The organism is Nitrobacter hamburgensis X14 (genome assembly GCF_000013885.1).
In the GTDB taxonomy this organism is placed as follows: Bacteria; Pseudomonadota; Alphaproteobacteria; order Rhizobiales; family Xanthobacteraceae; genus Nitrobacter; species Nitrobacter hamburgensis.
The window spans coordinates 135,934-159,908 of record NC_007959.1; the positions used below are offsets into that span (position 1 = coordinate 135,934).

The window sequence follows — 23,975 nt, forward strand, 5'->3', positions numbered from 1 at the left end:
CCGTCTGTCTCAACGGTTGCGAGAGAGCGATTGTTCCCCGCGCGTCGGTTGCGGGTGAGCGTTCCCGAATTGACGGCTGGCGATCACATCGGTGAGGGTCAGGACGAACAAGATGGTGAGCCAGAATACGCCAGCGGCCGCGGCAAGCCTGATGAGCGAAGGCGAGTTGCCAAGCCCCATGAAGATCACGATGACAAGCGTGACTTTGATCCCGGCGATCGCAAGTGCGATCACCACGTTGAAGTCACCAAGGGGAAGACGGGCAGCCCCAAACGTGAGCCCCAGCAAGACCAGGAGCGCCAGCCAGACGAGGCCGTTCTTTCGCCAAATCGCGTATGTTTGCGCACTCATGATCGTCCCATGAGATAAATCAAAGGATAGAGGATAATCCAGATCACATCGACGAGATGCCAGTACAACGCGGTTACCTCGACCTGCGGATTCTCGCGCAACTCAACCCTGCGCAACGCGCCGAATATCGCAAGGCGTCCGACCAGGCCGAGGCCGATGCTGAGATGGACCGCGTGGACCGCCGTCATGATCCAGTAGAGCGCAAAGAAGAGCTGCGCCGCGGGTTCTTTCATTGCAAAATTGACGCCGGGTACGAGGTGCTTACCGATGTCCTCTGCGTACTCGAAGCCCTTGAATACCAGGGACATCAGGCCAAGGACCACGGTAGCTCCGAGGCTCCAGATCGCAAGGCGTCGCATATCGGCTTCAGCCGCCTGGGCGGCCACCGCCATGGTGAGGCTGCTTGTCATCAGGACGGCCGTATTGACTGTGCCGTACCAGAGGTCGGTTTCCCGGCCGGCGATGGTAAAAACATCTGGATTGGCGACACGGTAAGCCGTGTAGAGCAGCAACATGGAGCCGAAGAACAGCAGTTCGCTCGCAAGAAATACCCAGATGCCAAAGGTCGCGCCTTCACGCTGCCGCGTGAGCTCCTGCCATGGCGCTCGAAGGACGCTGGTTGGCGTTGTCACGCCCGATCTCCCTCAGTGCGGTAGTTATCTTCGCCGTGTTCCGGGGCGAAGCCTTCCGGATGGTAGCGATAAGGACCTTCTTCGACATGAGGCGTTGCTGCGAAATTCTCCCGTGAAGGAGGCGAGCTTGTCTTCCACTCGAGACCTGTGGCGTTCCAGGGATTTCGGCCCGCTCGGGCGCCCCATATCAAGGACCAGGTCAGATAAAGAGGCGGCAAAAGGTAGGCGGCGGCAAGCACGAAAGCTCCCGCCGAGGACAGGACATTGTAGAGCTGAAACTCGGGCGGGTAGACATGGTAACGCCGCGGCATTCCCAGATAGCCAACGATGAATTGTGGAAAGAACGTGAAGTTAAAGCCAAAGAACATCAGGATGGCGGCGAAACGCGCCCAAACATCGGGATACAAACGTCCGGTGATCTTCGGCCACCAGTAGTGCAGTCCCGCAAAAAAAGCAGAGACCGTGCCACCTACCATGATGTAATGGAAATGCGCGACCACGAAGGTGGTATCGGTTACGTGAACATCGACCGGAATCGACGCGAGGAATAGTCCGGTCAGACCGCCGATCGTGAACAGCCCCAGAAAGCCCAGCGCATAAAGCATCGGAGCATCGAAGCTGATCTGGCCGCGATAAAGCGTCGCCGTCCAGTTGAACACCTTGATGGCGGATGGCACCGCGACGATGAAGGACAGAAACGAGAAAACAAGGCTCGCGTAAGGCGACTGGCCCGATACGAACATGTGGTGGCCCCAGACGAAAAAGCCGATCACTGCGATCCCGACCATGGCGTAAACCATGAAGTCGTAGCCGAAGACGCGGCGACGGGCGAAGCATGTGATGACTTCCGAAATGACCCCCATTGCCGGCAGGACCATGATGTAGACCGCGGGATGGCTATAGAACCAGAACAGGTGCTGGAACAGCAGCGGATCGCCGCCAAAATCGGGATTGAAGATGGGCAGATGCAGCCAGCGCTCCGCGATCACAAGAAGCAGCGTAACGGCGAGTACGGGCGTCGCCAGCACCATCACGAGGCTTGTTGCGTAGATCGCCCAGACGAAGAGCGGAAGGCGAAACCAGGTCATGCCGGGCGCGCGTAGCATGTGCGTCGTCGCGATGAAGTTCACGCCCGTGGCGATTGAGGAGAATCCCGCGATAAACACGCCGAGCGCCGCTGCGATGACGTGCGTGTTGGAGAACATGGTCGAGAACGGGGTATAGAAGGTCCATCCGGTATCGACGCCGCCGGCGATCAGTGCGTACAGCGTACATGCGCCACCGGTCACGATGAGATACCAGCTGAACAGATTGAGGCGCGGAAATGCGACATCTCGCGCGCCGATCATCAATGGCAGCAGGAAATTGCCAAAAGTGCCGGGAATCGACGGCACCATGAAGAACCAAACCATGATTACGCCATGGAAAGTGAAAAGCTTGTTGTAAGTATCGTCCGAAAGCAAATCACCTGCCGGCGTAAACAGATCCAGCCTGACCAGTGAGATCGCAATGCCGCCGAGAAAGAAGAAAAAGGTAATCGTCGCCGCATACAAGATCGCGATGCGCTTATGGTCCGTCGTGGCAAGCCACGATGCCACGGTGTGGCCGGCAGCGAGGTAGCTGGGTTCGCGCGGAAGCGGAAGTTCGCCGCTGATCGCAACGTCGGTCATTGGCTGTTTCCCTCTCTTCCCGAGAGCGAGCGAATATAGGCTGTCAGCGAAATGATTTCGCCGTCGGTGAGAATTCCGGCGTAGCTCGGCATGATCGGTTCGAATCCAGCGACAACATCTCGCCGCGGCATCAGCATCGAATCGCGCAAATAAGCCTCGTCGGCAGTTACGGTACGGCCGTCCGCCAGCTGAACCTTACGTCCGTAAAGGCCGTTCAGATCGGGGGCATGCACCCTGGAGGCTTCAGAATGGCAACCAGAGCAACCCCGCGCGCGAAAGACAGTCGCGCCTGTTTTTGCCAGGCCGTCGTCCTCCGGCTGGGCCGCGAGCCATCGGGCGTAGGCCTCCTTCTGCACCACCACGATCCGGCCGGTCATGCGGGAATGTTCGCTACCGCAGTATTCCGCGCAGAACAGATGAAAAACGCCGGGTTTGGTCGCTCGAAACCAGGTTTCGGTGTACCGGCCCGGCAGGACATCTTTTTTCATTCGGAACGCCGGAACGAAAAACGAGTGTATGACGTCTTCGGACGTCATAACGAGTCGCACCGGCGTGTCGAGCGGAACATGAAGTTCATTGATTTCACGCGCGCCATTGGAATGCTGCGTTTTCCACATCCATTGCTTGGCGACGACATGGATTTCGAGCGCATTCTTCGGTGCGGCAAGGGCCGACAAATGGGTTGAACTGACCCACCAGAAAATGAACAGCGCCAGGAACAGCGTCGCCGACGTCCATCCGATTTCGAATTCCCTGCTCATGACCTTAGGCAACGCGCCACGTTTGGCTTTCGACCCGCGCCGATAGCGGATCGAAAAGACCAGGATCAACGCCGCCACCAGCAAGACGATCAATCCCGAGAACGCCAGAAGTACAAAGTAGATTTGATCGGTCCGCACGGCCTGCTGCGAAGCGGCGTCTGGCATAAAAATGGATGACATCAGCGAATGTCCTTGCTCATGCGCCGGCGTCTTTCGAGAACCGCAATCGCACCAAGGACACTGATGACGGTGAGCGCGGCGAAGAGTTTCAACATTCGCGCAATCGCGGGTGCATATACTCCATGCGCGGCATCAAATCCGTAGCAGAGTAAAGTTAGGCGGTCGGCGAATGTTCCGATATGTCCCGCCCCCGCCTCGACGAGCGCGAGACGCAGATCCCTTGGATTGAGCGCAAGGCTCGACAGGGCTCTCGAAACCCGGCCATCGGCTGTCATGACCAGTGCGCCGGCGGGATGGGCGAACTGATCCGCGGCGACATCGTATCGATAGCGATAGCCGAGGGCGTCGGTGAGCCGATGCACGTTACCGGCATCGCCCCGAAGCAGGATTGTGACGCGTTCGACGGCGGAATCTCCGATCTGCCGGGCCATCAAGCGAGCGTCTTTAGCGCTGTCCTTCGGATCAAGACCGATCACGACGAGCCGGTACTTCGCGGGATCGAGACCGGTCTGCGCCAACGCCCCCGACGCGATCGCCAGCGCGGGCCCGCAAATGGTCCGGCAGTTGTAGTCCACAAACAGCAGAAGACTCGGCCGTCCGCCGATCGCCTCGCGCAGGGTCAAGCGCCTGTCGTCAATATCGCGAAATTTTAGCGCGAGCGGCGCGGCCGCATCGGCTGCCGGCGAAAGAAACACTCCGTCAAGCTCGTTGCGGGTCAACGCGGCCTGCGCACCGGTCGCAAGAACCAACGGTGCCATGATGAAAAGGGCGGCGAATAGCGGCTTCACGGCGACTGTCCTCCGCCTGCACCGGCAGGTTGTTTGGCTGAAGTGTTCGAATCGATCGGCGCATAGGCATCGGCGCCCCGCGCCACGACACGTTTCATCGCTTCTTCGATCGGGATGGCGATGATGCCCTTCTCCCGGTCAACCCACGCATACCCGCCAAGCCGGCCGCGTTGTTCGGCCTGCAGCCTGGCAAGATCGGCGGCGTCGTTTGTTTGAAGCCGCGGCTTGGCAAACAGGGTCGGCGGCACAAAGACCACGTGGCCGGTCCGTTCGCCGTAAAAGATGCGCAGCACGACGAGGGATATCCCCACAAAGACCAGAAATCCTATCGCCGTGAACAGCACGGCGCGCGTTGCGACGGCAGGTGATTCCGGCCGGTCATTCGGCATGGGCGGCTCCGCTCAATCGGACAACGACGCGATCGAAAAGGCCGAGGCCGAGGCCGACGAGTGCGACGACGGCGCTCGAGGCCGCGACAATCGCACCGCTCCCGAAAGCCGGTGCGATCAGCCAGGCCACATGCAGAAAAATGCCGAGCAGGATCAGGCTGCCGATCAGGCGAAGCGCGATACGGCTTTGCCGGAAACTCTGCTTCAGCAGCAGGCAAAGCGGCACCAACGCACCGATCACCACGGCGCTGGCAATAAGCCATTGCCACCCATCGCGCCCTCGCAGCAGATACCACGCAGCCTTGTCCGGCAGATTGCCGTACCAGATGACGATGAACGACATGAGGGCGAGATAGACGGTGCCGAGCAGGGTCGCCAGGATCAATCCGGCAAGATCCGCGATTGCTCCGGGTTGTCGCGCCTCCGGTCCCGCGATCGCGGCAAGCGCGAGGGCGGAAAGAAGCTGCTGAATCGCAATGGCGGCGGCGAATGCTGACGAGGAAAATCTGCTGTCGATCGACAGGACCCAGTCCACTGCGACAAGGCTGATGACGACCGCATGAAAGACGAGGCCGAGTCCTGCCATCAGTGCCGTGCAGCGCTTCCTGACCACGGCAACGGCGAGCACCGACCAACCGAGGAGAGCGACCGCCGACCGTAGCAGGAAGGCAGGCTGGTTCAGATAGACGTGCGCCACCGCAGGCCGGAGCATCGAGGTGTCCGAGGCCCAGCGGTAGAGCGCGGACAGACCGAACGCCAGCGGCAGAAAGGCGAGCGCGAGCAGCGGCAACATGGCAGCGGCCGGCATCAACACCGGCGCAAGCGCTGCTCCCCAACGCCCTCCCGTCAGCCTGTGGATCAGCAGCAGGACGAGACTGCCAATCGTGATGCCACTGACGAACACAAACGCGATCAGCCAGCCCTGCATCACGGATTTCGGGCTCGCCACGAGACCGACCGCGAGGGCTACGAGCGCGCCGGCTGCTGCGATCAGCATCGGCCACCGCCAGAAAGGACGTGCCACGCGCGCGCTCATGGCAGTTTCTCCCGTGCCTGCGGCATGTCGGCGACGCGCACATGCCTGGACTCTTGCAGGGCACGGATATACGCGACGATGGCCCAGCGGTCGTGCGGAGGAACGCGCGACGCGTAGGAATACATCACGCCATACCCATTGGTGATGACGTCGAAGAAGTACCGGGCTGGCGCTTCCCGCAATCGGTCGCTGTGGTACGACGGCGGCGCCGGAAAGCCGCGTTGAACGACCATGCCGTCGCCGTCACCAGCCAGACCATGACATGGCGAGCAGAAAATCTCGAAGTCTTTGCGGCCCGTCCGCATCAGGGAATCGGTCACGGGTGGAGGCTCTTTTACATCCCGCGCGCGGGCAAGATCGCCCTGCGCGACGACCCCCGCAGGCAACGGCTGGGCTTCGCTGCCGTTTGGCCAGATTTTTGAAGGAGCATAGGTGTCATACCGGTTCTGCTGCCGCATCGACTGGTCGTCGCAGCCAGCGACGGCAAGCACGATTGCAAGCAGAAGCAGTCTCGTCATGACCCCTGCTCCCGCACGGCCACGGCGCCCGAATGCTTCAACAGCTTGCGGAGCGAGGCGCTTCGTTCTTCCTTGCCGGTCTGCGCAGCAAGCAGAAAAAAACGGTCCTGAGTCGCGCGCGCAAAATCTGTTGTGTCGAAAATCGGGTGATAGAGGCGCGGCAGCCGACAGGTCCACAGGAATGCGGCGAAGCCGCTCAATGCAGCGGCAAGCATTCCGACTTCGAACGGCACGAGGAGGAAAACCGGCCAGCTATTGAGCGGCCGTCCGCCCGTGTTGAGCGGGTAGTCGATCACCGAGCTGTACCATTGCAGAAAATAGAAGAAAGCGGCCATCGCCAGACCGCCAACCAACATCGAAAGCCGAATCCTGGATGGCTTCACGATGAGGATGCTGTCCAGTTCGGGCAAGCGGAACGGCGTAAACGCATCCAGAAGCTGATGGCCCTCCCGCTTGAGGCGGACGGCCGCGCTGATCAAGCTGTCAGCATCGCTGAATTCGGCGATGAGCGGCTTTGTCATGCCACATGCTCCTCGCGGCACAGTTTGCGCAGTTCGTTCATCGGTACCGCCGGCACCAGGCGGACAAAGCAGAGGAAGAAGAAGACGAACAGCCCGACGGGACCAACCAGGAGGATCCAGTCCCACAGCGTCGGATAGAACAGCCGCCACAGCGAAACCGCATAGCCATGCGAGAGCGTATTCCAGATGATAAGGATTCTCTCGAGCCACATGCCGATATTGATCCCGATCGCAATCAACACCACGCAGAGAATGCTGCGCCGGACCCGCGGGAACCAGAGTGCCTGAGGCAGCAGGCAATTGAACGACAATTGCATCCAGTAAAGCGGCGCATAACTTCCCGTGAACAGGAACACGAGAAGCGAGCGGTCCGCGGCGGCGCCGGCGTACCAGGCCATGAACCACTCTGTTGCGTAAGAGCAGGTCATCACGACCGACGCCAGCAGCAGAATCTTTGCCATGGCGTTGAAATGGTGGACCGTGATGACAGCCTCGAGCCGCAAACCCCACCGCACCAGCGCCGTGAGAATGGCGACCGAGGCAAAGCCGGAAAACAACGCGCCGACGACGAAGTAAGGAGGAAAGATCGTCTCCTGCCAGCCCGGCATCAGGCTGGCAGCAAAATCGAGACCAACGATCGAGTGCACCGATACGACAAGCGGGACGGCCAGCGCGGCGAGCGTGATCTGGAACGTCTCATAGCAGCGCCAGTGGTGCGCAGAGCCTCGCCACCCGAGCGCGAAGGCCCCGTAGAACACCTGGCCATAGACGGTGGTTGCACGGTCACGCATGGTAGCGAGGTCGGGCAGCAGCCCGATGTAAAGGAACAGGAGGGAGAACAGGAGATAGCTCACGATCGCCCAGAAATCCCACACTAACGCGCTGCGCCACTGCGGCCACAAAAGCATGGTGTTTGGATATGGCGCCAGCCAGTAGAAATATTGCGGTCTGCCCAGATGCAGGATCGGAAACAGGCCCGAGATCGATACCGCGAAAATCGTCATTGTCTCGGCGAAGCGATTGACCGATGCGCGCCAGCGCTGACGGGTGATCAGCAGCATCGCCGAAATCAGGGTGCCGCCGCTCCCGATCGCGATCCACCAGACGTAGCTGGCAATGGCATATCCCCACACGACGGTGGAATTGACCCCCCAGACGCCGATGCCTTCCGTAAAAAGCACGTAGATGGCCACCATGGTCGCAAGGACGAACAATCCGCTCACACCCAACGCGATCCACCAGCGCCACCCGGCTGGCCGGAGCAGGACGGAATCGGCGATCAGAGCAGTCACCTCACCGTAACTGGCGTGGTCTGCGGCTATCCAGGGATGAGCCGGATTGGCGGGAGCGGACGCAATGACGCTCATGAACGCTCCCCTTTGAGCGCGCCGTTCGGGTTGCGGAGGTCCGCCAGATAGGTGGTGCGCGGACGCGTATCGAGGTGACCGAGCAGCGCATAATTCCGCGGATCGTTCTTGAGACCCTTTACTGCACTGCTCCGATCGTTGAGGTCGCCAAAGGTAATGGCCTGCGTCGGGCACGCGCTCTGACAGGCGGTAACGACTTCGCCGTCGGCAATCGTGCGATCCTCCTTCTTCGCCTCACGGCGGGCGCGGCTGATGCGCTGAACGCAGTAGGTGCATTTTTCCATCACGCCGCGCTGCCGGGTCGAGACATCCGGGTTGCGCTGTGCCTTGATCGTCTCGGCGCCGAGGTTGGCGTACTCCTGACCATCCGCGTAGCCGAAGAAATTGAAGCGACGGACCTTGTAGGGACAGTTGGCCTCACAGAAGCGCGTGCCGACACAGCGATTATAGACCTGTGCATTCAGGCCCTCGCTGTCATGGACGGAGGCGGCGACGGGACAAACCGGCTCGCACGGCGCGTTTTCGCATTGCATGCACGGCACTGGCTGAAATCCCGTCTCTGGCATGTCGGATGTGCCGTGATCGTAGATATCGATGCGCAACCAATGCATGTCGCGGCCGCGTGCAATCTCCTCGGGACCGACGACCGGCACATTGTTTTCGGCCTGGCAGGCGACGACGCAGGCGTTGCAGCCGATGCAGGCCGCGGTGTCGATCACCATGCCCCAGGCATAGGTGTCCGAGGCCACCGGAGGATAAAGCGTCGGCAGCGGACGATCCGTTGCATCTGGCCCGGTTGCTTCTGCGATATCCTTCAACGACCGGATGGGATAAAGATCGCGCGCATCCCCCTCCAGCCGGACGTGGTTTTGGGTAGTCAGGATCTCTCGTCGCTCGGCAGTGGCTGCGATGGTAACGCCTTCGATGGTCCACAGTGCATCGGATGTGCGAAGGCGATAGGCATTGGCGCCGATCGAACTACCGATGGCGCCGGCATTCCGGCGGCCATAGCCGAGTGTGAGGTTGACGACGCCGGGCGGGCATCCGCCGGTCACGAGAACTGGCGTCTCGACCGCACGGTCCTTGACGGACAAACGAACCACGTCACCGGTCTTCAGGTTGCGCCTCTCAGCGTCCGCGGTGCTGATCCACAATGCATTGCCCCAAACTTCCTTGCTGACGGGCTTGGGACACTCCTGGAGCCAGGGGTTGTTGGCAAACCGGCCGTCCCATGCGCTGGAATCGGGAGACAGAACGAGCGTCAATTCACCCTGCGCTTCGGTCGAGGTGATCTCCGGGCGCTTCGGCGTTCCGGCGGTCACGGGCTGAGCCGCGGATGCCGGCACGACGCCGTCATGCAAAGTTTGCCGCCACCAGTCTTCGAACGAAGCCGCTCCGCTCGATCGCCACGTTTCACGAACAAGATCGTAAGACGAGACAGCATCCTGCCCAGTCAGCATCGTCAGGAAATCGTGCGCGGAACGGGTCGCGTAGAGCGGGCGGATCAGCGGCTGCACGATCGCAGCCGTGCCGTCGATCGCGCGCAGGTCGGACCAGCTTTCAAACGGATGGGACTGCGGAAGGTGCCAGTGACACAATCCGGCTGTCTCATCGGCGTATAAACCGAGATGAGCGCTGAAGGAAACCTTATCCAGCGCGGTAGCGATCGACATATCCGCGGGCGCGTCGTAACCGATGTTCGTATCAACGATTACAAGCGTTTCGACCCGTCCAGCCTGAAGATCGTCGGCGAGCGCCGCAAATGCGGACGGTTCATGAGCCGATGAGCGGTCGAACGGCGCGATGAAATCAAGTGGAGCATCGAGTCGGGCATTGATCCAATGAGCGAGGGCATGAATGTCTGCCCTCTGCGTGCGTCCCGCCAGAACCAGCGCGTGGCCCTTGTGCGCGATAAGGTCGCCCGCCGCCGCCTTGGCAAAGCGCTCTGCGGCCGGCGAGAGTTTCGGCTGAGCCATTCCCGCGCCGAGGGTGTTGGCGACCGCGATTGCAATGTCGGAAATGCCAGCGGGATGCAACGCCAGACGATGGTCGGCCTTGGTGCCGGTCAGCGTCGGCCCGCTTTCGACGACGTAGGACCTCGCAAAACCGGAAGGAGTTTTGGGATTTCTAGCCTCGATCCAGTGCCGCGCGTTGGCGATCTGGCTCGGACCCGACCCCAGCGGATCGGCATCCAGACAGAGCATCACTTCGGCTTTGTAGAGACGCGGCAATACATGCAGCGCCCGGCCGAACGCCAGAACAGTGCCTTGGCGCTCCAGGCTGTCGTCGATCGGCTCATGGACGTGCCACATCGCCTGTGGATAGCGCGCGAGCAGGCCGTCGATCTGGCGCAACAATGTGGGCGAGGTGACGCGCCCGGTCAGCAGGCGCAGGCCGTTGCCTCTATTCCTGTCGTGCTTTCCAAGCTGCGGCAGCAGCGCGGCACGGAATGCATCCCACGATGCGATACTCCCCTTCTGGGTCGGGGTGCGGGACCGGTCCGGATCGTACAACGACAAGACCGCCGCTTCGGCGAAAACGTCGGTCGCCCCGAGGCTGGCGAAATGACGCGGATTGCCCTCGACCTTGATCGGGCGGCCATCCACCGAAATCCCCATGATCCCCAGGCCATAACCGCCCATTGGCACGGCGGTGGCGAACCGCAACGGTTCGCTGGGCACGAGGCCCTCCGGCATGTTTACATAGGGGACGATTTCTTCGACCGGCTTGCTGCATCCGGCAACGGCGAGCGCCATGTGCGCGGCGAATATCCGAAGCGCATCGCGCCGCGAAAATCGCAAGACGTCGTCCGACTTCACCCCGGACAAGTCTGGCTTCATCGGTGACACTTTGAACAATCCGTGAGGTGAGCCGTATCGATATGATATTCGCTCATGAGCCGACGCCCTTCCGCGATCTGGTTTCTTGGCGGCGTCCACTTCATGTCGAAGACCTTGTCGCGTGGACGAATCGCGGTTTCGGGATGGCGATGGCAGTCGAGGCACCAGCCCATGGTCAACGGCGCCGCCTGCCGCATCAGAGGCATCCGATCGACTGCGCCGTGACAGGTAGAGCAACCGACGCCCTTCGCGATGTGAATGCTGTGGTCGAAATAGACGTAGTCAGGGAGGACATGGACCCGCTGCCAGCGAATCGGCTTGTTGGCGGCCAGGCTTTCGCGGACCGGCGCCAGCATCGCCGCATTGGTCCAGAGCTGCGAATGACATGTCATGCAGGTTTCGGTGGGAGGAATTCCCGCAAAACGCGCGGTCGTCACCGAGGTGTGGCAATATCGGCAATCGAGCCCCAAGCCGCCGACATGGTGGGCGTGACTGAATGGCACCGGCTGCTCCCGGGTAACCGACTGGCTCGTGATATAGGACGATGTCATCAGCGAATAACCAAGGCCTGCGGCCAGAACGGGGACCGCGCCAAGCGATGCCATGACCAGCAATGCGATCGTGTTCGCTGCCGGACGAAAAACCTGCGCCACTTACAATGCCCTCGCCGCGGGGACTTGCCTGACTGATCTGAGTTCGATCACGGTCGATCGAGGACCGGTTTCAGCGATCCTTCGGACTTCGGTCACGCAGCAAACGCCACTGTCGAGAGCAGCGCGATATTCGGATTTCTGGAGTCAAGTCTGGTGTGCTGTACAACTATCGGCACCGTCGATTCGATCACCGACGCGTAGCTCGTGTCACGTGGCACCGGTTCCGGATCCGCCAGATCGTTGAATCGCAGATGCAGCGTGCGGCGCGCGCCAACTTTCGTCCGGTATGGGCCGCATGGCTCCCGATCCGTGAAAAACAGCGTGATCGCGATTTCAGCATCTTCATCGGACGCATTGAGAATGCACGCTGTCTCGTGCGAGACAAGCGCGCGATCACCGCTGACGCTCTGGCCGGGAATATAGCCCTCTGCAATTGCCCAGACTCTACGGCCCACCGCTACCCCGCTCATTGCTTTGGCCCTATCCGGACGAGACCAGATTTGGAGCGAACAAACTCTTGCAGGCAAGCCGTCGTCTCGTCACCGGTCTCCAGGGCGACCGCGAACGTCCCTTGGCCGTGATCGTTGCTTGGCAGTTGATGACCCATGATCGGATGGCCGGCAGATTGATGCAAATCATAACCGGGCCGCCAAGCGAAAGTTCCGGTGCGAGTTCGCTATCCCGCTTTAAATCACGCGCTAGGGAGCATCTTCGACTTTGGCCTAACGAAATTTTGGTGGCGCCAGAACTTACGGAATTCGCACGTCAGCTGCCCGCAGTGACTGCAACGTTTCATGCCCTTCGGCGTTGCCGATGTGGCGGCCGCAGCACGCATCCCTCTCAGAGTGGACACACCCATGGCTCAAAACGTCAGCGATTTCATTTGGCATCGGCTTTCAGAGTGGGGATTGAAACGTGTCTACGGCTACCCGGGCGATGGAGTCGGCAGCCTGGATGTGGCGCTGGAGAAGGCCAAGGATGTCATGGAATATGTCCAGGTGCGCCACGAGGAAATGGCCGCCTTCATGGCATCCGCTCATGCCAAATTCACCGGTCAAGTCGGTCTTTGCTATGCGACCTCCGGACCGGGAGCGATCCATCTGCTCAACGGACTCTATGACGCCAAACTCGATCACATGCCGGTGATCGCACTGGTCGGCCAGCAGGCTCGCACAGCACTTGGCGCGAGCTATCAGCAGGAAGTTGACCTGCAGAACCTGTTCAAGGACGTCGCAAGTGAATTTGTCGGAATGGCGAGCGTCCCCGAGCAGGTTCGCCATCTGATCGACCGCGCGGTCCGGATTGCGCACACCAGACGGACAGTGACTTGCGTGATTTTGCCAAACGACCTGCAGCAGCTCCCTTACGAAGACCCTCCGGTAGCACATGGCGCGACACATACCGGCATCGGCTATGCGGGGCCCGCAAAGCTGCCGGATGAAGCGCTGCTCCGTGCCGCAGCCGATGTGCTGAACCGCGGCAAAAAGGTTGCGATGCTGGTCGGTGCCGGAGCGCTCGATGCGACCGACGAGGTGATTGCCGTCGCGGAACGCCTCAAGGCAGGTGTCGCGAAAGCGTTGTTGGGCAAGGCGGCCCTGCCGGACGATCTTCCGTTCGTTACCGGTTCAATCGGTCTGCTCGGGACCAAACCGAGCTGGGACTTGATGAAGGGATGCGACACCTTCTTCATGGTCGGCTCGTCCTTTCCTTACAGCGAGTTCCTCCCCGAGCCGGGTGCGGCGCGCGGTGTGCAGGTCGACATCGACGGTAGCCGGCTTAGCCTGCGCTATCCCATGGACGTCAACATGGTCGGCGACAGTGCGACTACCTTGCGTGCACTGCTGCCGATGCTGAAGCAAAAAACCGACAAGGCGTGGACTAAAGAAATTGAGAGCAATCTCAAGTCCTGGTGGCAGACGCTCAAGGATCGCGCGATGGATTCCGCGGAGCCGCTCAATCCTCAACGCGTGTTCTATGAGCTGTCGCCTCGGTTGCCGGACAACGCCATCATCACGGCCGATTCCGGATCGGTCGCCAACTGGTATGCGCGCGATCTCAAGATCCGGCGCGGCATGAAAGCCTCGCTCTCCGGCGGGCTCGCCTCGCTGGGCGCGGGCACTCCTTATGCCGTGGCGGGTAAAATGGCATTCCCGGACCGCACCGTGATCGCCTGCATGGGCGATGGCGCGATGCAGATGAACGGCCTCAACGTCATGATCACGATCTCCAAGTACTGGAAGAAGTGGTCCAATCCGCGGCTGATCGTGCTCGTGCTCAACAACCGCGACCTCAACCAGGTCACCTGGGAAGAACGCATCCAGCTCGGCGCCGGCAAAACCGAATCGACCCAGAGCATTCCGGACTTTCCCTACCATCGCTACGCGGAACTGATCGGGCTCAAGGGCATCTTCGTCGATAACCCCGACAAAGTAGGCGCCGCCTGGGATGAAGCCCTGTCGGCAGACCGACCCGTGATCCTCGAAGCCTATACAGATCCCAATGTTCCGCCGCTGCCGCCGCACATCACGCTGAAGGACGCGAAAAACTTCATGATGATGATGCGGGATGAGCCGGAACTCGGAAGCGTGTTGAAGAATAGCGCCAAAGAACTTCTGACCAGTATCATTCCCGGCAAGCGTTGAAATGAAAATACAAGCCCCGGTCGAACGGGTTCGGACCCGCGCATTCAGGATCCCAACCGACAAGCCAGAAGCGGACGGTACGATTGCGTGGGACGCCACCACGCTCGTTCTGGTCGAGGTTTCGGGCGGGGGAATGACGGGACTCGGCTACACTTATTCGGGCGCGTCGATCATAGGATTGATTCAGGGCGAACTGGCAAAGGCGATCGAGGGCCTCGACGCTCTCGATCCGCAAAGCGCATGGCTTTCGATGCAGCATTGCGTTCGTAATCTCGGTCGCGAGGGCCTGGCTGCCACCGCCATCTCCGCCGTCGACGCCGCATTGCACGACCTGAAGGCGCGGCTGCTGGACCTGCCATTGGCAAAGTTGTTAGGCAGTTATCGAAACAGCGTTCCGATTTACGGCAGCGGCGGCTTCACCAGCTATTCGGATGACGCACTCGCAAACCAGCTTTCGGGCTGGGTGTCCGATGACGGTTGCGCCTTCGTCAAGATGAAGATCGGCTCTCATCCGGAAGATGACCCGCGGCGTGTCAAGCTGGCGAAGCGCGCGATCGGCGACGCTCAATTGTTCGTGGATGCCAATGGCGCCTATACTGTCCGGCAGGCGCTGAGCCTCGCCAATTCCTTCGCGGAACAAAACGTCGGCTGGTTCGAAGAGCCGGTGTCGTCCGATGACCTCCAAGGCCTCGCCGCGATCCGTGCGCGGATTCCGGCGGGAATCGAGATAGCGGCAGGCGAATATGCCTACACCGTTGGCTATGTCCGCCGAATGCTCGAAGCCCATGCTGTGAATGTGCAGCAAGCCGACATGACGCGATGCGGAGGCGTGACGGCTTTCCTTCAGATCGCTGCCGTATGTGAAGCCTTTCACATCGACTTGTCCGGTCATTGCGCTCCCGCGCTGCATCTGCATGTCGCGTGCGCGGCGCCGCGGTTGCGCCACCTCGAATGGTTTCACGATCATGTCCGTATCGAACACATGCTGTTCGATAACGCACCGGTGCCCAGGAAGGGCCTGATCGAACCCGATCTGTCGCGGCCCGGACACGGACTCGTATTCAAGGAGAGGGATGCAGCGCGCTATGCGGCATAGGGAGAGGCAATGAGACGAACGAATGAAGCAACGGCGGCGCAAATCGCGCTTGGCCTGGCGACGCTGGCGGCGGGCTCCGTCATGCTTGACAGACGTTCTCTCTCCCGAAGGCAGAAAAATCGTGCCCGCGCCATTAAACGCCACGCCGCAGCCATTTCCGAGGTCCGCGCTCTGCGCCCGAAGCTCGATCCACCCGCCACGGTGACCGCGGCGAAGCGGCTCAATCGCGCGGCCGGTATGCTTGCGCTCTCGGTGCTGGCTGACAGCGGCATCGAGCATTACCGCGGTTCGTTCCGGAACAAGGCGATGTTCACCCCGCTGATCGTCTCGGCGCTGACGCTCGGCATCAGCATCCATGGCACCGCCGACCGGCGCGAAAGCGCCCACGTCATACGCGACACGACCTATCTGCTGACCGCGGCTACCGGCCTGATCGGTACCGGCTTCCACTTCTACAATGTTGCGAAGAAATCCGGCGGGTTTAGCTGGCAGAACCTGTTCTATGGCGCGCCACTCGGCGCCCCGATGGCCATTCTCCTGTCGGGCCTGATCGGATTCTGCTCCGAGCGGGTGCGTGAAACGCCTCGCGGCACGACGCCTTCAATTTTTGGTCTTCCCGCCGGCCGGGCGATGGCGGCGCTCACAAGCGGCGGACTGCTGGGAACGGCCGGCGAAGCTGGCCTGCTTCATTTCCGCGGCGCCTTTCATAACCCGTTCATGCTGTTGCCAGTGACGCTGCCGCCGATCGGCGCAGCGCTACTGGCGCGCGCCGCTGCCGCGGGTCCCGGCCGCCGCCATCCGTTCGCACGCTGGTGGATGCGGCTGCTCGTGACGATGGGCATCGCGGGGGTCGGCTTTCACGCCTATGGCGTGTCCCGGAACATGGGCGGGTGGCGCAACTGGAGCCAGAACGTGCTGAACGGTCCCCCCCTACCCGCACCTCCAAGTTTCGCAGGTCTGGCCCTCGCAGGTCTGGCCGCATTGGCATTGATGAGAGATCATCCCGATGCCTGACTCCAGACCTGGCACCCGCTTCCCGGGCTACGACGTGTTGTCGAAACGGCAAGGCCCGTCGTGGAACGACAAGACTCGAGAAGTGATTGCCCGGCGTTTGTCCACCGGATCGGAGCCGCAGTTCTTCGCCGCCGACGAGTTTTTGACCGTCGTTGCCGCCGCAAACCGGATCGTGCCCCAGCCGCCAACGCGATCGGCAATTCCCGTCGCTGCGCTCGTCGATCGAAAGTTGCACCTGGCCCAGTCCGACGGTTACCGGCCGCCGGGCACGCCGCGGGACGGCGATGCCTGGCGGCTCGGCCTCAAGGCTCTCGATGCCGAGACGCGGGCCGCATTTGACGCTCCCTTTCACATCTTGCTGGAGGCCGACCAGGACGTTCTGCTTCAGCGCATGCAGAAGGGGGAACTGCGAAACCCCGCATGGACCGAAATGACCTCGGACGTGTTTTTCAGGATGCGTTTGGCGAGAGACATTGTTCTCGCCTACTACGCCCATCCGACGGCGTGGAGCGAAATCGGCTGGGGCGGTCCGGCGAGCCCGCGCGGCTATGTGCGGATGGGCTATGACGAGCGCGACCCCTGGGAAGCCGCCGAAGTCAGGGACGGGGACATCGAATCCGCGCGCCGGAAGAACAATCGTGTCAGATGATCCCTTCGCCGCTCCGCGCGCCGCCCATGGCCGCGCCCCCGATGTGTTCCGTCCCGGCGGATGGATTCCGATGCGACAGCACCGGCAAGACGAGCCCGTCGACTTTGTCATCGTCGGCACCGGCGCCGGCGGCGGCACGCTCGCTTGCCGCCTTGCCGAGCACGGCTTCTCCGTCGTTGCCATGGATGCGGGACCGTATTTCCGGCCACTCGAGGATTTCGCATCGGACGAGTCGGAGCAGACCAAATTGTATTGGACCGATGACCGCATCGTCGACGGAGCCAATCCGCTCCAGATGGGCGGCAACAACAGCGGCAAAGCCGTCGGCGGATCCACCGTGCACTTCGCGATGGTCTCGCTCCGGTTCCGTCCGGCATGGTTCAAATCGCGCAGCCTGCTCGGCTATGGCGCTGACTGGCCACTCGATTGGCGCGAGATGTGGCACTATTACAGCGAGGTCGAGGACGCATTGAAGATCGCCGGCCCGGTCAGCTATCCCTGGGGGCCGCGCCGGCCACGATATCCCTACCGGGCCCACGAGCTCAATGCCGCCGCACGCGCGCTCGCCGACGGTTGCGAAGCATTGGGAATCAAATGGACGGAAACGCCTATCGCCACGCTTTCGGCACCACGCGGATTGGCGCATCCGTGCGTGTATCGCGGATTTTGCACGTCGGGTTGCGCGACCAACGCCAAGCAAAGCGCGCTGGTGACCTGGATTCCGCGCGCCATCGCAGCCGGCGCCGAAATCCGCGATCTCGCAATGGTCGGCAGGATCGAAACGGACAATTCAGCCGTAGCGACCGGCGTGCACTACTATCGCGACGGCCAGTGGCGTTTTCAGCGCGCGCGCAATGTCGTCGTCGCAGGCTATGCGATCGAAACGCCGCGACTGCTGCTGAATTCCGCGACCGGTCGTTTCCCCGACGGACTCGCCAACGGCTCCGGTCTGGTCGGCAAGAATCTGATGGTGCAGTCGAACCAGGCCGTCTGGGGCACGATGGAGAGGGAAGTGCGCTCCTACAAGGGGCCGCCGTCCCTCGCCATCACCGAACACTGGAACTACGAGGATAAGGGCAAGGACTTCTTCGGCGGCTATTGCTACATGAGCCAGGGCCCGCTGCCGCAGTTGTGGGCCAACACCCTCATGAGCGCCCGCGGCCTTTGGGGAGCGCGGCTGATCGAAGAAATGGAGAAGTACAATCACGTCGTCGGTCTCAAGATCGTCGGCGAAATGTTGCCGCAGGAGACCAATCGCGTCACGCTTGCCGACGAGACCGATCAATACGGACTGCGGATCCCGCGCATCACCTACGCGTGGTGCGACAACGACCGGCGCCTGATCGATCACTCCCTCGCGTTCATGACCCAGGCGCTCGAGGCCGTCGACGCAACCGACCTCTGGCGTCAGAATGACGACACCTGTCATTTGAACGGCGCGGCGAGGATGGGAGATGATCCGTTCACCAGCGTCGTCAATGCCGATTGTCGAAGCTGGGACGTTCGCAACCTCTGGATCTGCGACGGGTCGGTCTTTCCCACCGTCGGCGGCGTCAATCCCTCCCTGACAATCCAGGCGATCGCCTGTCGGACGGCCGACCGGATCAAGACCATGGCCGGCCGAGGCGAACTTTAGCTGCACGACGAAGATGGATCAAGGTGGTGATCAAGGCCGCGAGCGAGTTTCGACCATGGCATATGCCCGCGGATCTCGGACGCGTGCGTCAGGGAGGTGGAGTTGGCGAACCAGATGGCAGAGGCAGCGAGAAAGGTGCAGCGCGCAGGATGTATCTGTTGTCGCGCAGCCAATCCGGCAAAATGGATTACTTGTCGATGCAGACGATTGTCATCCGGCATGTGCATAATCGCTCCGGCGCTGACTCGTTGCTTTTTTATTTCGGAACGGGATCGCTTAGCCCTTCAGCGGGATTATCGAGGCGACCGGCACGCGCGAGTCTGACGGCAGCGCCCAACGCCCGGGCCGCGTTACCCACTTCCTCCTGGAAAGCCGTGTCCTTGTCGAACTCCTCGTGAGAGGTCGCATAGGGTTTCATGTAGCCTACGTAACCGTCGCACTCCGCCATGTTGCCGGCGGATATCAACTTCATATCCGTCAGCCAGTCGGAGAGCGACCGCCGCAATGTTTCCGCGCCAATGCTGTCGCCATGCACAATCAGGCCAAAATGCCGCCCGGCCAAATGGCGAGGATAAGGCCAGCCCCGCAGTTCGAGCTCTTTTGCTTCGCTGACGGTTTTGCCGTGGGTTGAAGATGGATCGGGATTGCCACCGTCGGCGCAGACCAGCCGATCGATCATCGCCTTCAACGCTGTCGGTGCCTGATACCAGTTGACCGGCGTGACGATCATAATGCCATGAGCGGCGACCCAAAGCGGATAGATCTCGTTCATCCAGTCGTCGGTCTGCCCCAGCGAATAATTGGGATAGCAACTGCACGGCCAGTGGCAAAGCGCCATCGACGTCGATGCGCAAGACTTGCACGGATGAATCTGCTTTCCAAATTCCGACGCCAGTCGCGACAGGTTGAGCACATCGACATCAAATCCCATTTCGACAAAGCAGGATTTTGCAATCTCCACCATCCGCCAGGTCTTGGACATTTCGCCCGGGCAGGTGTGTTCGCTGCGCGACGAGCCGTTAATCAGAAGAATACGCAAGCTCAGACCCGTGTCATCATAACGTTGCTGCGCCTGATCGATCGCGTCGCGCGCCTTGAGCCAGTCGACGGCGAGGTCATAGTCAGGATCGGCAAACCCAGCACCGGCCTTGCGGGTCGCCGGTGACTTGCGCGAATGGCTATAGGCATCCCATGCCGCTGCTATGATCGTATCAAGCTCGCGCCCGAGCGGCGAAAACACAGGATCCCGAAAGCGCTCACGATAACGTCGTTCAAATTCATTACGATCTAATCTAACAGGAGGCATTCCCGTTCGGACCATCGATTCAACCATGAGTGCCTTCTTTATAACGTGTTTTTATAACGTGTTCGTCCGCACCGCCAGAAACTCATTGATCTAAGAACCCGGCCGGCAAACGTCGAGTGCGCCGCCATGTTTGGAGACCGCGACGGGAGGATCACCTTGTTTCCGCGCCTAGTGCAGTCCTGTTGCCCGCCGATCGACCCGGAACGCTGATGTGAATTTCGTGCCCTTCACGTATCGCCAGGCTTGCCGTGGCAACCGCCGCCTCAAAGGCGGCTTCCTTAGTTGCGTAATCGTTCGTTGCATCTCCATCGTACAGGATCGTCCATCCCTGCCCGCGCACGACCACTGCATATTGTGCAAGTCCCATAACTGAAGCCCTCTCGATCCATCGAATCCCGGTCGCTGTACATCGGCGCCAACCGACGTGGAGCCTCCGCTGCCACTCTGCCACTTCCATCGCACTCCTTGGCACCAATTCCGGCCCGCAGCCGAGGTTCCTGAATCATGCCGCGAATCTTTTTCCGGGCCATGAGGCAGCCAAACAGGCCCACACACCTGTCTGATTTGGTCTGCTTGCTTAGTTGCTCTTGCAGCACATCTGCCCCAGGAACCGGCGCGCCGAGCTGCCGTTAATACTCGGTGTCCGCTCAATTCGAGGCAAGAGGCTTTCCGAGCGATGAGCAAGAAACCAAAGCCGGTTCTTCTCATCGGAACCTCTGGCTGGAGTTACAAATCCTGGCGCGGTCCGTTTTTCCCGCCGCAACTTCCGGCCCGGTTTCACCTCGACTACTACTCACATCACTTCCGCACGACGGAACTTAACGGGGTTTTCTATCGGACACCGACAACCGGGGCAGTCCGTGCCTGGGTCGAACAGACTCCCCAAGAATTTGTCTTCGCCTGGAAGGTCTCAAAGTTCATCACGCACTGGAAACGGCTCGGCCCGAAATCCGGCAACAGCCTCGCCCTGCTGGAACGTCGCCTCCGCCTTCTGAAGGCGAAGGCTGGTCCCGTGCTGTTTCAGCTTCCACCGCAATTTCAGAAGGACACCACGCGGCTTGCGTCGTTTCTCAAGCGGCTCCGCAAACCGCGCCCTTACGTCTTTGAGTTTCGTCATCCGAGCTGGTACACGCCGGAAACCTTCGATCTTCTGCGCGATCATAGCAGCGCCCTTTGCATCTCGGACCATCACGACGCACCGGCACCATGGAAGGTAACCGCACCCCATGTCTACGTCCGCGCTCATGGACCATCGGGAAACTATCGCGATCGTTATGCGCCGCAAACACTGACGGCTTGGGCGCGGCGGCTATCACGCCTGCGAAACGAGGGACACAGTATCTACGTTTATTTCGACAACGATCAGAAGAGCGCGGCTCCGCTCGATGCCGCACGGCTGATGCGGCTGATGCACTTGAAAGCTGACGCATAGGCGGCCTTTCAAGCAGTTGTCACCGCGGCACATTTTTTGGAACATTTGTTCTCGGAGAGGATGCAGGAGCCGTGATCTGCAATATGTGGCAAACCATCGGAATGTTCCCGTTGGGCACGTCTCGGTTATCACTGAATGCTCATGGAATTCTCCCTGGGTTATTAAAAGGAAAAGCGGTTGGAGCGGCAAACGTTCCGGCGCGGGGCCGAGGACCGGTTCCAGAGCGACCAGGAGTTGGCTCTTCTCGCCTTGATTATTACAAACGTCGGGTTCCAATACGCCATCAACGTCTGGAATCGCGCGATCTTTGACGCCATCGAGAAGCGCGACTCCGCTACGGTTTTTTATCTAACGGGGGTGTTCTTCCCGCTCGCGATCGGCAGCGTGGCACTCGGCGTATTTCAGGTGTTCGCCCGCATGGGCATCCAGCGCCGCTGGCGCGCGTGGCTGACCGATTCGGTGGTGTCGCGGTGGTTGACCAACGGCCGCTATTATCAACTCAATCTTGTCAGCGGCGACCACGAAAACCCGGAATATCGCATCGCCGAGGATCTGCGGGTTGCCACCGACGCGCCGGTGGATTTTGCTTCCGGCGTGATATCCGCGTTCCTTTCGGCGGCAACTTTTATTGTGGTGCTCTGGACCATTGGGGGGGCGCTGACCCTGACGATCGGCGGGTCGACATTTACCATGCCCGGTTTTCTGGTGGTGGCGGCGGTGATCTATGCCGGAGTTACCAGCACTTCGATGGCCTACATCGGCCGCCACTTTGTCGCGGTTTCGGAGGGTAAAAACCAGGCCGAAGCCGAATATCGCTACGCGTTGACGCGTGTTCGCGAGAACGGCGAAAGCATCGCCCTGTTGGGTGGTGAGGAGGAAGAGCGCGACGGAATCGACAAAACGTTCGCCAGCGTCATCAAGCAATGGGCGCTCCTGTGCGGTCAGCACATGCGTACCACCATCGTATCGCAGGGATCGAGCCTGATCGCTCCGGTCATCCCGCTGTTACTATGCGCGCCGAAATTCCTCGATGGCAGCATGACGTTGGGACAGGTGATGCAGGCGGCGTCGGCCTTCACCATCGTGCAAAGCGCGTTCGGCTGGCTTGTCGATAATTATCCGCGTCTGGCTGACTGGAATGCCTGCGCGCGGCGGATCGCGTCGCTGATGATGTCGATTGACGGGCTGGATCGCGCCGAGCGTGGCGACGGCATCGGCCGCATCCAGCGCGGCGAGAGCGCGGGCGACGCGATCCTCAGCCTTAACGACTTGTCCGTGACGCTCGACGACGGCACCGCCGTGGTGAGAGAAGCGGAAGTGATCATCGACACAGGCGAGCGCGTGCTGGTCGCGGGTGAGTCCGGGACCGGCAAAAGCACGTTGGTGCGGGCTATCGCTGGCCTGTGGCCATGGGGTGGCGGCAGCGTCAGCTTCCATCCGGACCGTCGGTTGTTCATGCTACCGCAAAAGCCGTACGTGCCGTTTGGAACCTTACGTCGCGCTGCCGCCTACCCCGCGGGTGCGGAAGACTGGACTCTTGAACAAATTGGCACCGCGCTGGACAAAGTAGGGCTGGGTCATCTCAAGGAGCGACTTGAGGAAGAAGCGCCCTGGGACCAGACGCTTTCGGGCGGCGAAAAGCAGCGGCTCGCTTTCGCCCGGCTGTTTTTGCACAACCCCGATATTATCGTGTTGGACGAGGCAACGTCCGCGCTCGACGCAAAGAGCCAGGATAAGATGATGGAACTCCTCAATAAGCAGCTTCCCAACGCCACCGTCGTCAGCGTGGCACATCGGGTCGAACTCGAAGCCTTTCATACTCGAAAGGTCGTTCTAGAGCGACGCCAGGGTGGCGCGAAGCTGGTAAGCGATATTGACCTCATTCCGCGCAAGGGAAAACGCCGCCTGCTGGGTCGTTTCCTGCGCCAACGCCAGAGCAATGCATCTCGTTGAGCGAGAGCGCTGCGACGACAAGTGAGATATCCTCGCGGCCGCGCCAGGCCTGACCACAGCTGCGTCGCGGCAACAATCGGCATTATGCGCGCCAAGCATTGCGTTTCAGTTGATCAGCTGCGGCCGTCCGAACCCACGCTCCAACCGGTCGATCGCGACCACCAACTCGTGCCGATCCAGAATTTCGACCAACCGATCAATCGTAATTTCCGGAAACCCGGTGCCGACTTCAAGATATCGGTCGATAATATCCTTTATCTCAACGATGACGTGAAGCAATACATCATGGTCTCTCATGTCCACCTCCTGCGGAGACTGGCCACAAAAACATAAGTCAACCGTCGCTGGCTGTCGGTTCAAATGCAGATCGGCTTCTAGGAGAAACTCGAACGTCCTCATCCCGCCAACGTTGTCGTCGGGACCGGTCCGCACGCTTCGGATCGCGCTGGCCAGGCGCCGCCAGAGACAATATGTACATGGCGGATCAATTGTGACCGACCTTGTTAAGGAGAGTCCTCGGCAAGGCGAGTGGCGGCGTGAA

The 23,975-nt window shown here is 60.8% G+C and carries 23 protein-coding genes; 7 read left to right on the top strand and 16 right to left on the bottom strand.

Annotated features, from left to right (window positions below):
* Positions 1-9: 9 nt before the first annotated feature.
* The 13 genes from NHAM_RS21395 to NHAM_RS21455 form a co-directional block, all read right to left on the bottom strand.
* Positions 10-351: a cytochrome C oxidase subunit IV family protein gene (locus NHAM_RS21395; protein WP_011504939.1), complete on the bottom strand. Its 342-nt coding sequence runs from the start codon at positions 349-351 to the stop codon at positions 10-12.
* Positions 348-983, bottom strand: a complete 636-nt coding sequence (locus tag NHAM_RS21400) for a cytochrome c oxidase subunit 3 family protein (RefSeq protein WP_011504938.1) — start codon at positions 981-983, stop codon at positions 348-350. The genes NHAM_RS21395 and NHAM_RS21400 overlap by 4 nt, the downstream gene beginning before the upstream one ends.
* Complete coding sequence (locus tag NHAM_RS21405) at positions 980-2,653, bottom strand: cytochrome c oxidase subunit I (protein ID WP_011504937.1); 1,674 nt, start codon at positions 2,651-2,653, stop codon at positions 980-982. Before NHAM_RS21405 ends, NHAM_RS21400 begins: the two co-directional genes overlap by 4 nt.
* Complete coding sequence (gene coxB, locus NHAM_RS21410; protein ID WP_011504936.1) at positions 2,650-3,594, bottom strand: cytochrome c oxidase subunit II; 945 nt, start codon at positions 3,592-3,594, stop codon at positions 2,650-2,652. The genes NHAM_RS21405 and coxB overlap by 4 nt, the downstream gene beginning before the upstream one ends.
* Positions 3,594-4,382: an SCO family protein gene (locus NHAM_RS21415; RefSeq protein ID WP_011504935.1), complete on the bottom strand. Its 789-nt coding sequence runs from the start codon at positions 4,380-4,382 to the stop codon at positions 3,594-3,596. The genes coxB and NHAM_RS21415 overlap by 1 nt, the downstream gene beginning before the upstream one ends.
* Complete coding sequence (locus NHAM_RS21420) at positions 4,379-4,771, bottom strand: hypothetical protein (protein WP_011504934.1); 393 nt, start codon at positions 4,769-4,771, stop codon at positions 4,379-4,381. The genes NHAM_RS21415 and NHAM_RS21420 overlap by 4 nt, the downstream gene beginning before the upstream one ends.
* Positions 4,761-5,807 carry a hypothetical protein gene (locus tag NHAM_RS21425; protein WP_011504933.1) on the bottom strand — a complete coding sequence of 349 codons (1,047 nt, stop codon included), beginning with the start codon at positions 5,805-5,807 and terminating at the stop codon, positions 4,761-4,763. Before NHAM_RS21425 ends, NHAM_RS21420 begins: the two co-directional genes overlap by 11 nt.
* Entirely contained in the window at positions 5,804-6,325 is a 522-nt protein-coding gene (locus NHAM_RS21430; protein WP_011504932.1) for a c-type cytochrome, read from the bottom strand. Before NHAM_RS21430 ends, NHAM_RS21425 begins: the two co-directional genes overlap by 4 nt.
* Positions 6,322-6,846: a DUF3341 domain-containing protein gene (locus NHAM_RS21435; RefSeq protein ID WP_011504931.1), complete on the bottom strand. Its 525-nt coding sequence runs from the start codon at positions 6,844-6,846 to the stop codon at positions 6,322-6,324. The genes NHAM_RS21430 and NHAM_RS21435 overlap by 4 nt, the downstream gene beginning before the upstream one ends.
* Positions 6,843-8,213, bottom strand: coding sequence for an NrfD/PsrC family molybdoenzyme membrane anchor subunit (gene nrfD, locus NHAM_RS21440; protein WP_011504930.1), 1,371 nt, complete (start codon positions 8,211-8,213; stop codon positions 6,843-6,845). The genes NHAM_RS21435 and nrfD overlap by 4 nt, the downstream gene beginning before the upstream one ends.
* Entirely contained in the window at positions 8,210-11,053 is a 2,844-nt protein-coding gene (locus NHAM_RS21445) for a 4Fe-4S dicluster domain-containing protein (protein WP_011504929.1), read from the bottom strand. Before NHAM_RS21445 ends, nrfD begins: the two co-directional genes overlap by 4 nt.
* Positions 11,050-11,706 (bottom strand): cytochrome c3 family protein, encoded by a 657-nt coding sequence (locus tag NHAM_RS21450; protein WP_011504928.1) that lies wholly within the window; start codon positions 11,704-11,706, stop codon positions 11,050-11,052. The genes NHAM_RS21445 and NHAM_RS21450 overlap by 4 nt, the downstream gene beginning before the upstream one ends.
* Positions 11,707-11,798: 92 nt before the next feature.
* The gene (locus NHAM_RS21455) at positions 11,799-12,176 is read right to left on the bottom strand and encodes a sensory rhodopsin transducer (protein ID WP_011504927.1); all 378 of its coding nucleotides are present in this window, start codon (positions 12,174-12,176) and stop codon (positions 11,799-11,801) included.
* Positions 12,177-12,563: 387 nt separating this feature from the next.
* On the opposite strand from NHAM_RS21455, the gene NHAM_RS21460 reads away from it, so the two are divergent.
* Genes NHAM_RS21460 through NHAM_RS21480 form a run of 5 tightly spaced genes read left to right on the top strand, consistent with a single transcriptional unit; the run spans position 12,564 to position 18,743 of the window.
* On the top strand, positions 12,564-14,348 hold the full coding sequence (locus NHAM_RS21460; protein WP_041359438.1) for a thiamine pyrophosphate-requiring protein: 1,785 nt from the start codon (positions 12,564-12,566) through the stop codon (positions 14,346-14,348).
* Position 14,349: 1 nt separating this feature from the next.
* Positions 14,350-15,444, top strand: coding sequence for an enolase C-terminal domain-like protein (locus NHAM_RS21465; RefSeq protein ID WP_011504925.1), 1,095 nt, complete (start codon positions 14,350-14,352; stop codon positions 15,442-15,444).
* 9 nt (positions 15,445-15,453) lie between these two features.
* Positions 15,454-16,458: a hypothetical protein gene (locus NHAM_RS21470; RefSeq protein ID WP_011504924.1), complete on the top strand. Its 1,005-nt coding sequence runs from the start codon at positions 15,454-15,456 to the stop codon at positions 16,456-16,458.
* Entirely contained in the window at positions 16,451-17,107 is a 657-nt protein-coding gene (locus NHAM_RS21475) for a gluconate 2-dehydrogenase subunit 3 family protein (RefSeq protein WP_011504923.1), read from the top strand. The genes NHAM_RS21470 and NHAM_RS21475 overlap by 8 nt, the downstream gene beginning before the upstream one ends.
* Positions 17,097-18,743, top strand: coding sequence for a GMC family oxidoreductase (locus tag NHAM_RS21480; protein ID WP_011504922.1), 1,647 nt, complete (start codon positions 17,097-17,099; stop codon positions 18,741-18,743). The genes NHAM_RS21475 and NHAM_RS21480 overlap by 11 nt, the downstream gene beginning before the upstream one ends.
* 256 nt (positions 18,744-18,999) lie before the next feature.
* On the opposite strand, the gene NHAM_RS21485 is transcribed toward NHAM_RS21480, so the two are convergent.
* The gene (locus NHAM_RS21485; RefSeq protein ID WP_041359441.1) at positions 19,000-20,076 is read right to left on the bottom strand and encodes a flavodoxin family protein; all 1,077 of its coding nucleotides are present in this window, start codon (positions 20,074-20,076) and stop codon (positions 19,000-19,002) included.
* A gap of 124 nt (positions 20,077-20,200) precedes the next feature.
* Entirely contained in the window at positions 20,201-20,416 is a 216-nt protein-coding gene (locus tag NHAM_RS28645; RefSeq protein ID WP_011504920.1) for a hypothetical protein, read from the bottom strand.
* A 309-nt stretch (positions 20,417-20,725) separates the two neighbouring features.
* Between NHAM_RS28645 and NHAM_RS21495 the strand changes: the two genes are divergently transcribed.
* Both NHAM_RS21495 and NHAM_RS21500 read left to right on the top strand, forming a co-directional pair.
* Positions 20,726-21,481: a DUF72 domain-containing protein gene (locus tag NHAM_RS21495; RefSeq protein WP_011504919.1), complete on the top strand. Its 756-nt coding sequence runs from the start codon at positions 20,726-20,728 to the stop codon at positions 21,479-21,481.
* Between the two features lie 177 nt (positions 21,482-21,658).
* The gene (locus tag NHAM_RS21500; RefSeq protein ID WP_011504918.1) at positions 21,659-23,434 is read left to right on the top strand and encodes an ABC transporter ATP-binding protein/permease; all 1,776 of its coding nucleotides are present in this window, start codon (positions 21,659-21,661) and stop codon (positions 23,432-23,434) included.
* Positions 23,435-23,539: 105 nt separating this feature from the next.
* Here the strand turns inward: NHAM_RS21500 and NHAM_RS27215 are convergent, their stop codons facing one another.
* Positions 23,540-23,731 (bottom strand): hypothetical protein, encoded by a 192-nt coding sequence (locus NHAM_RS27215; protein ID WP_157043823.1) that lies wholly within the window; start codon positions 23,729-23,731, stop codon positions 23,540-23,542.
* Positions 23,732-23,975: the final 244 nt, after the last annotated feature.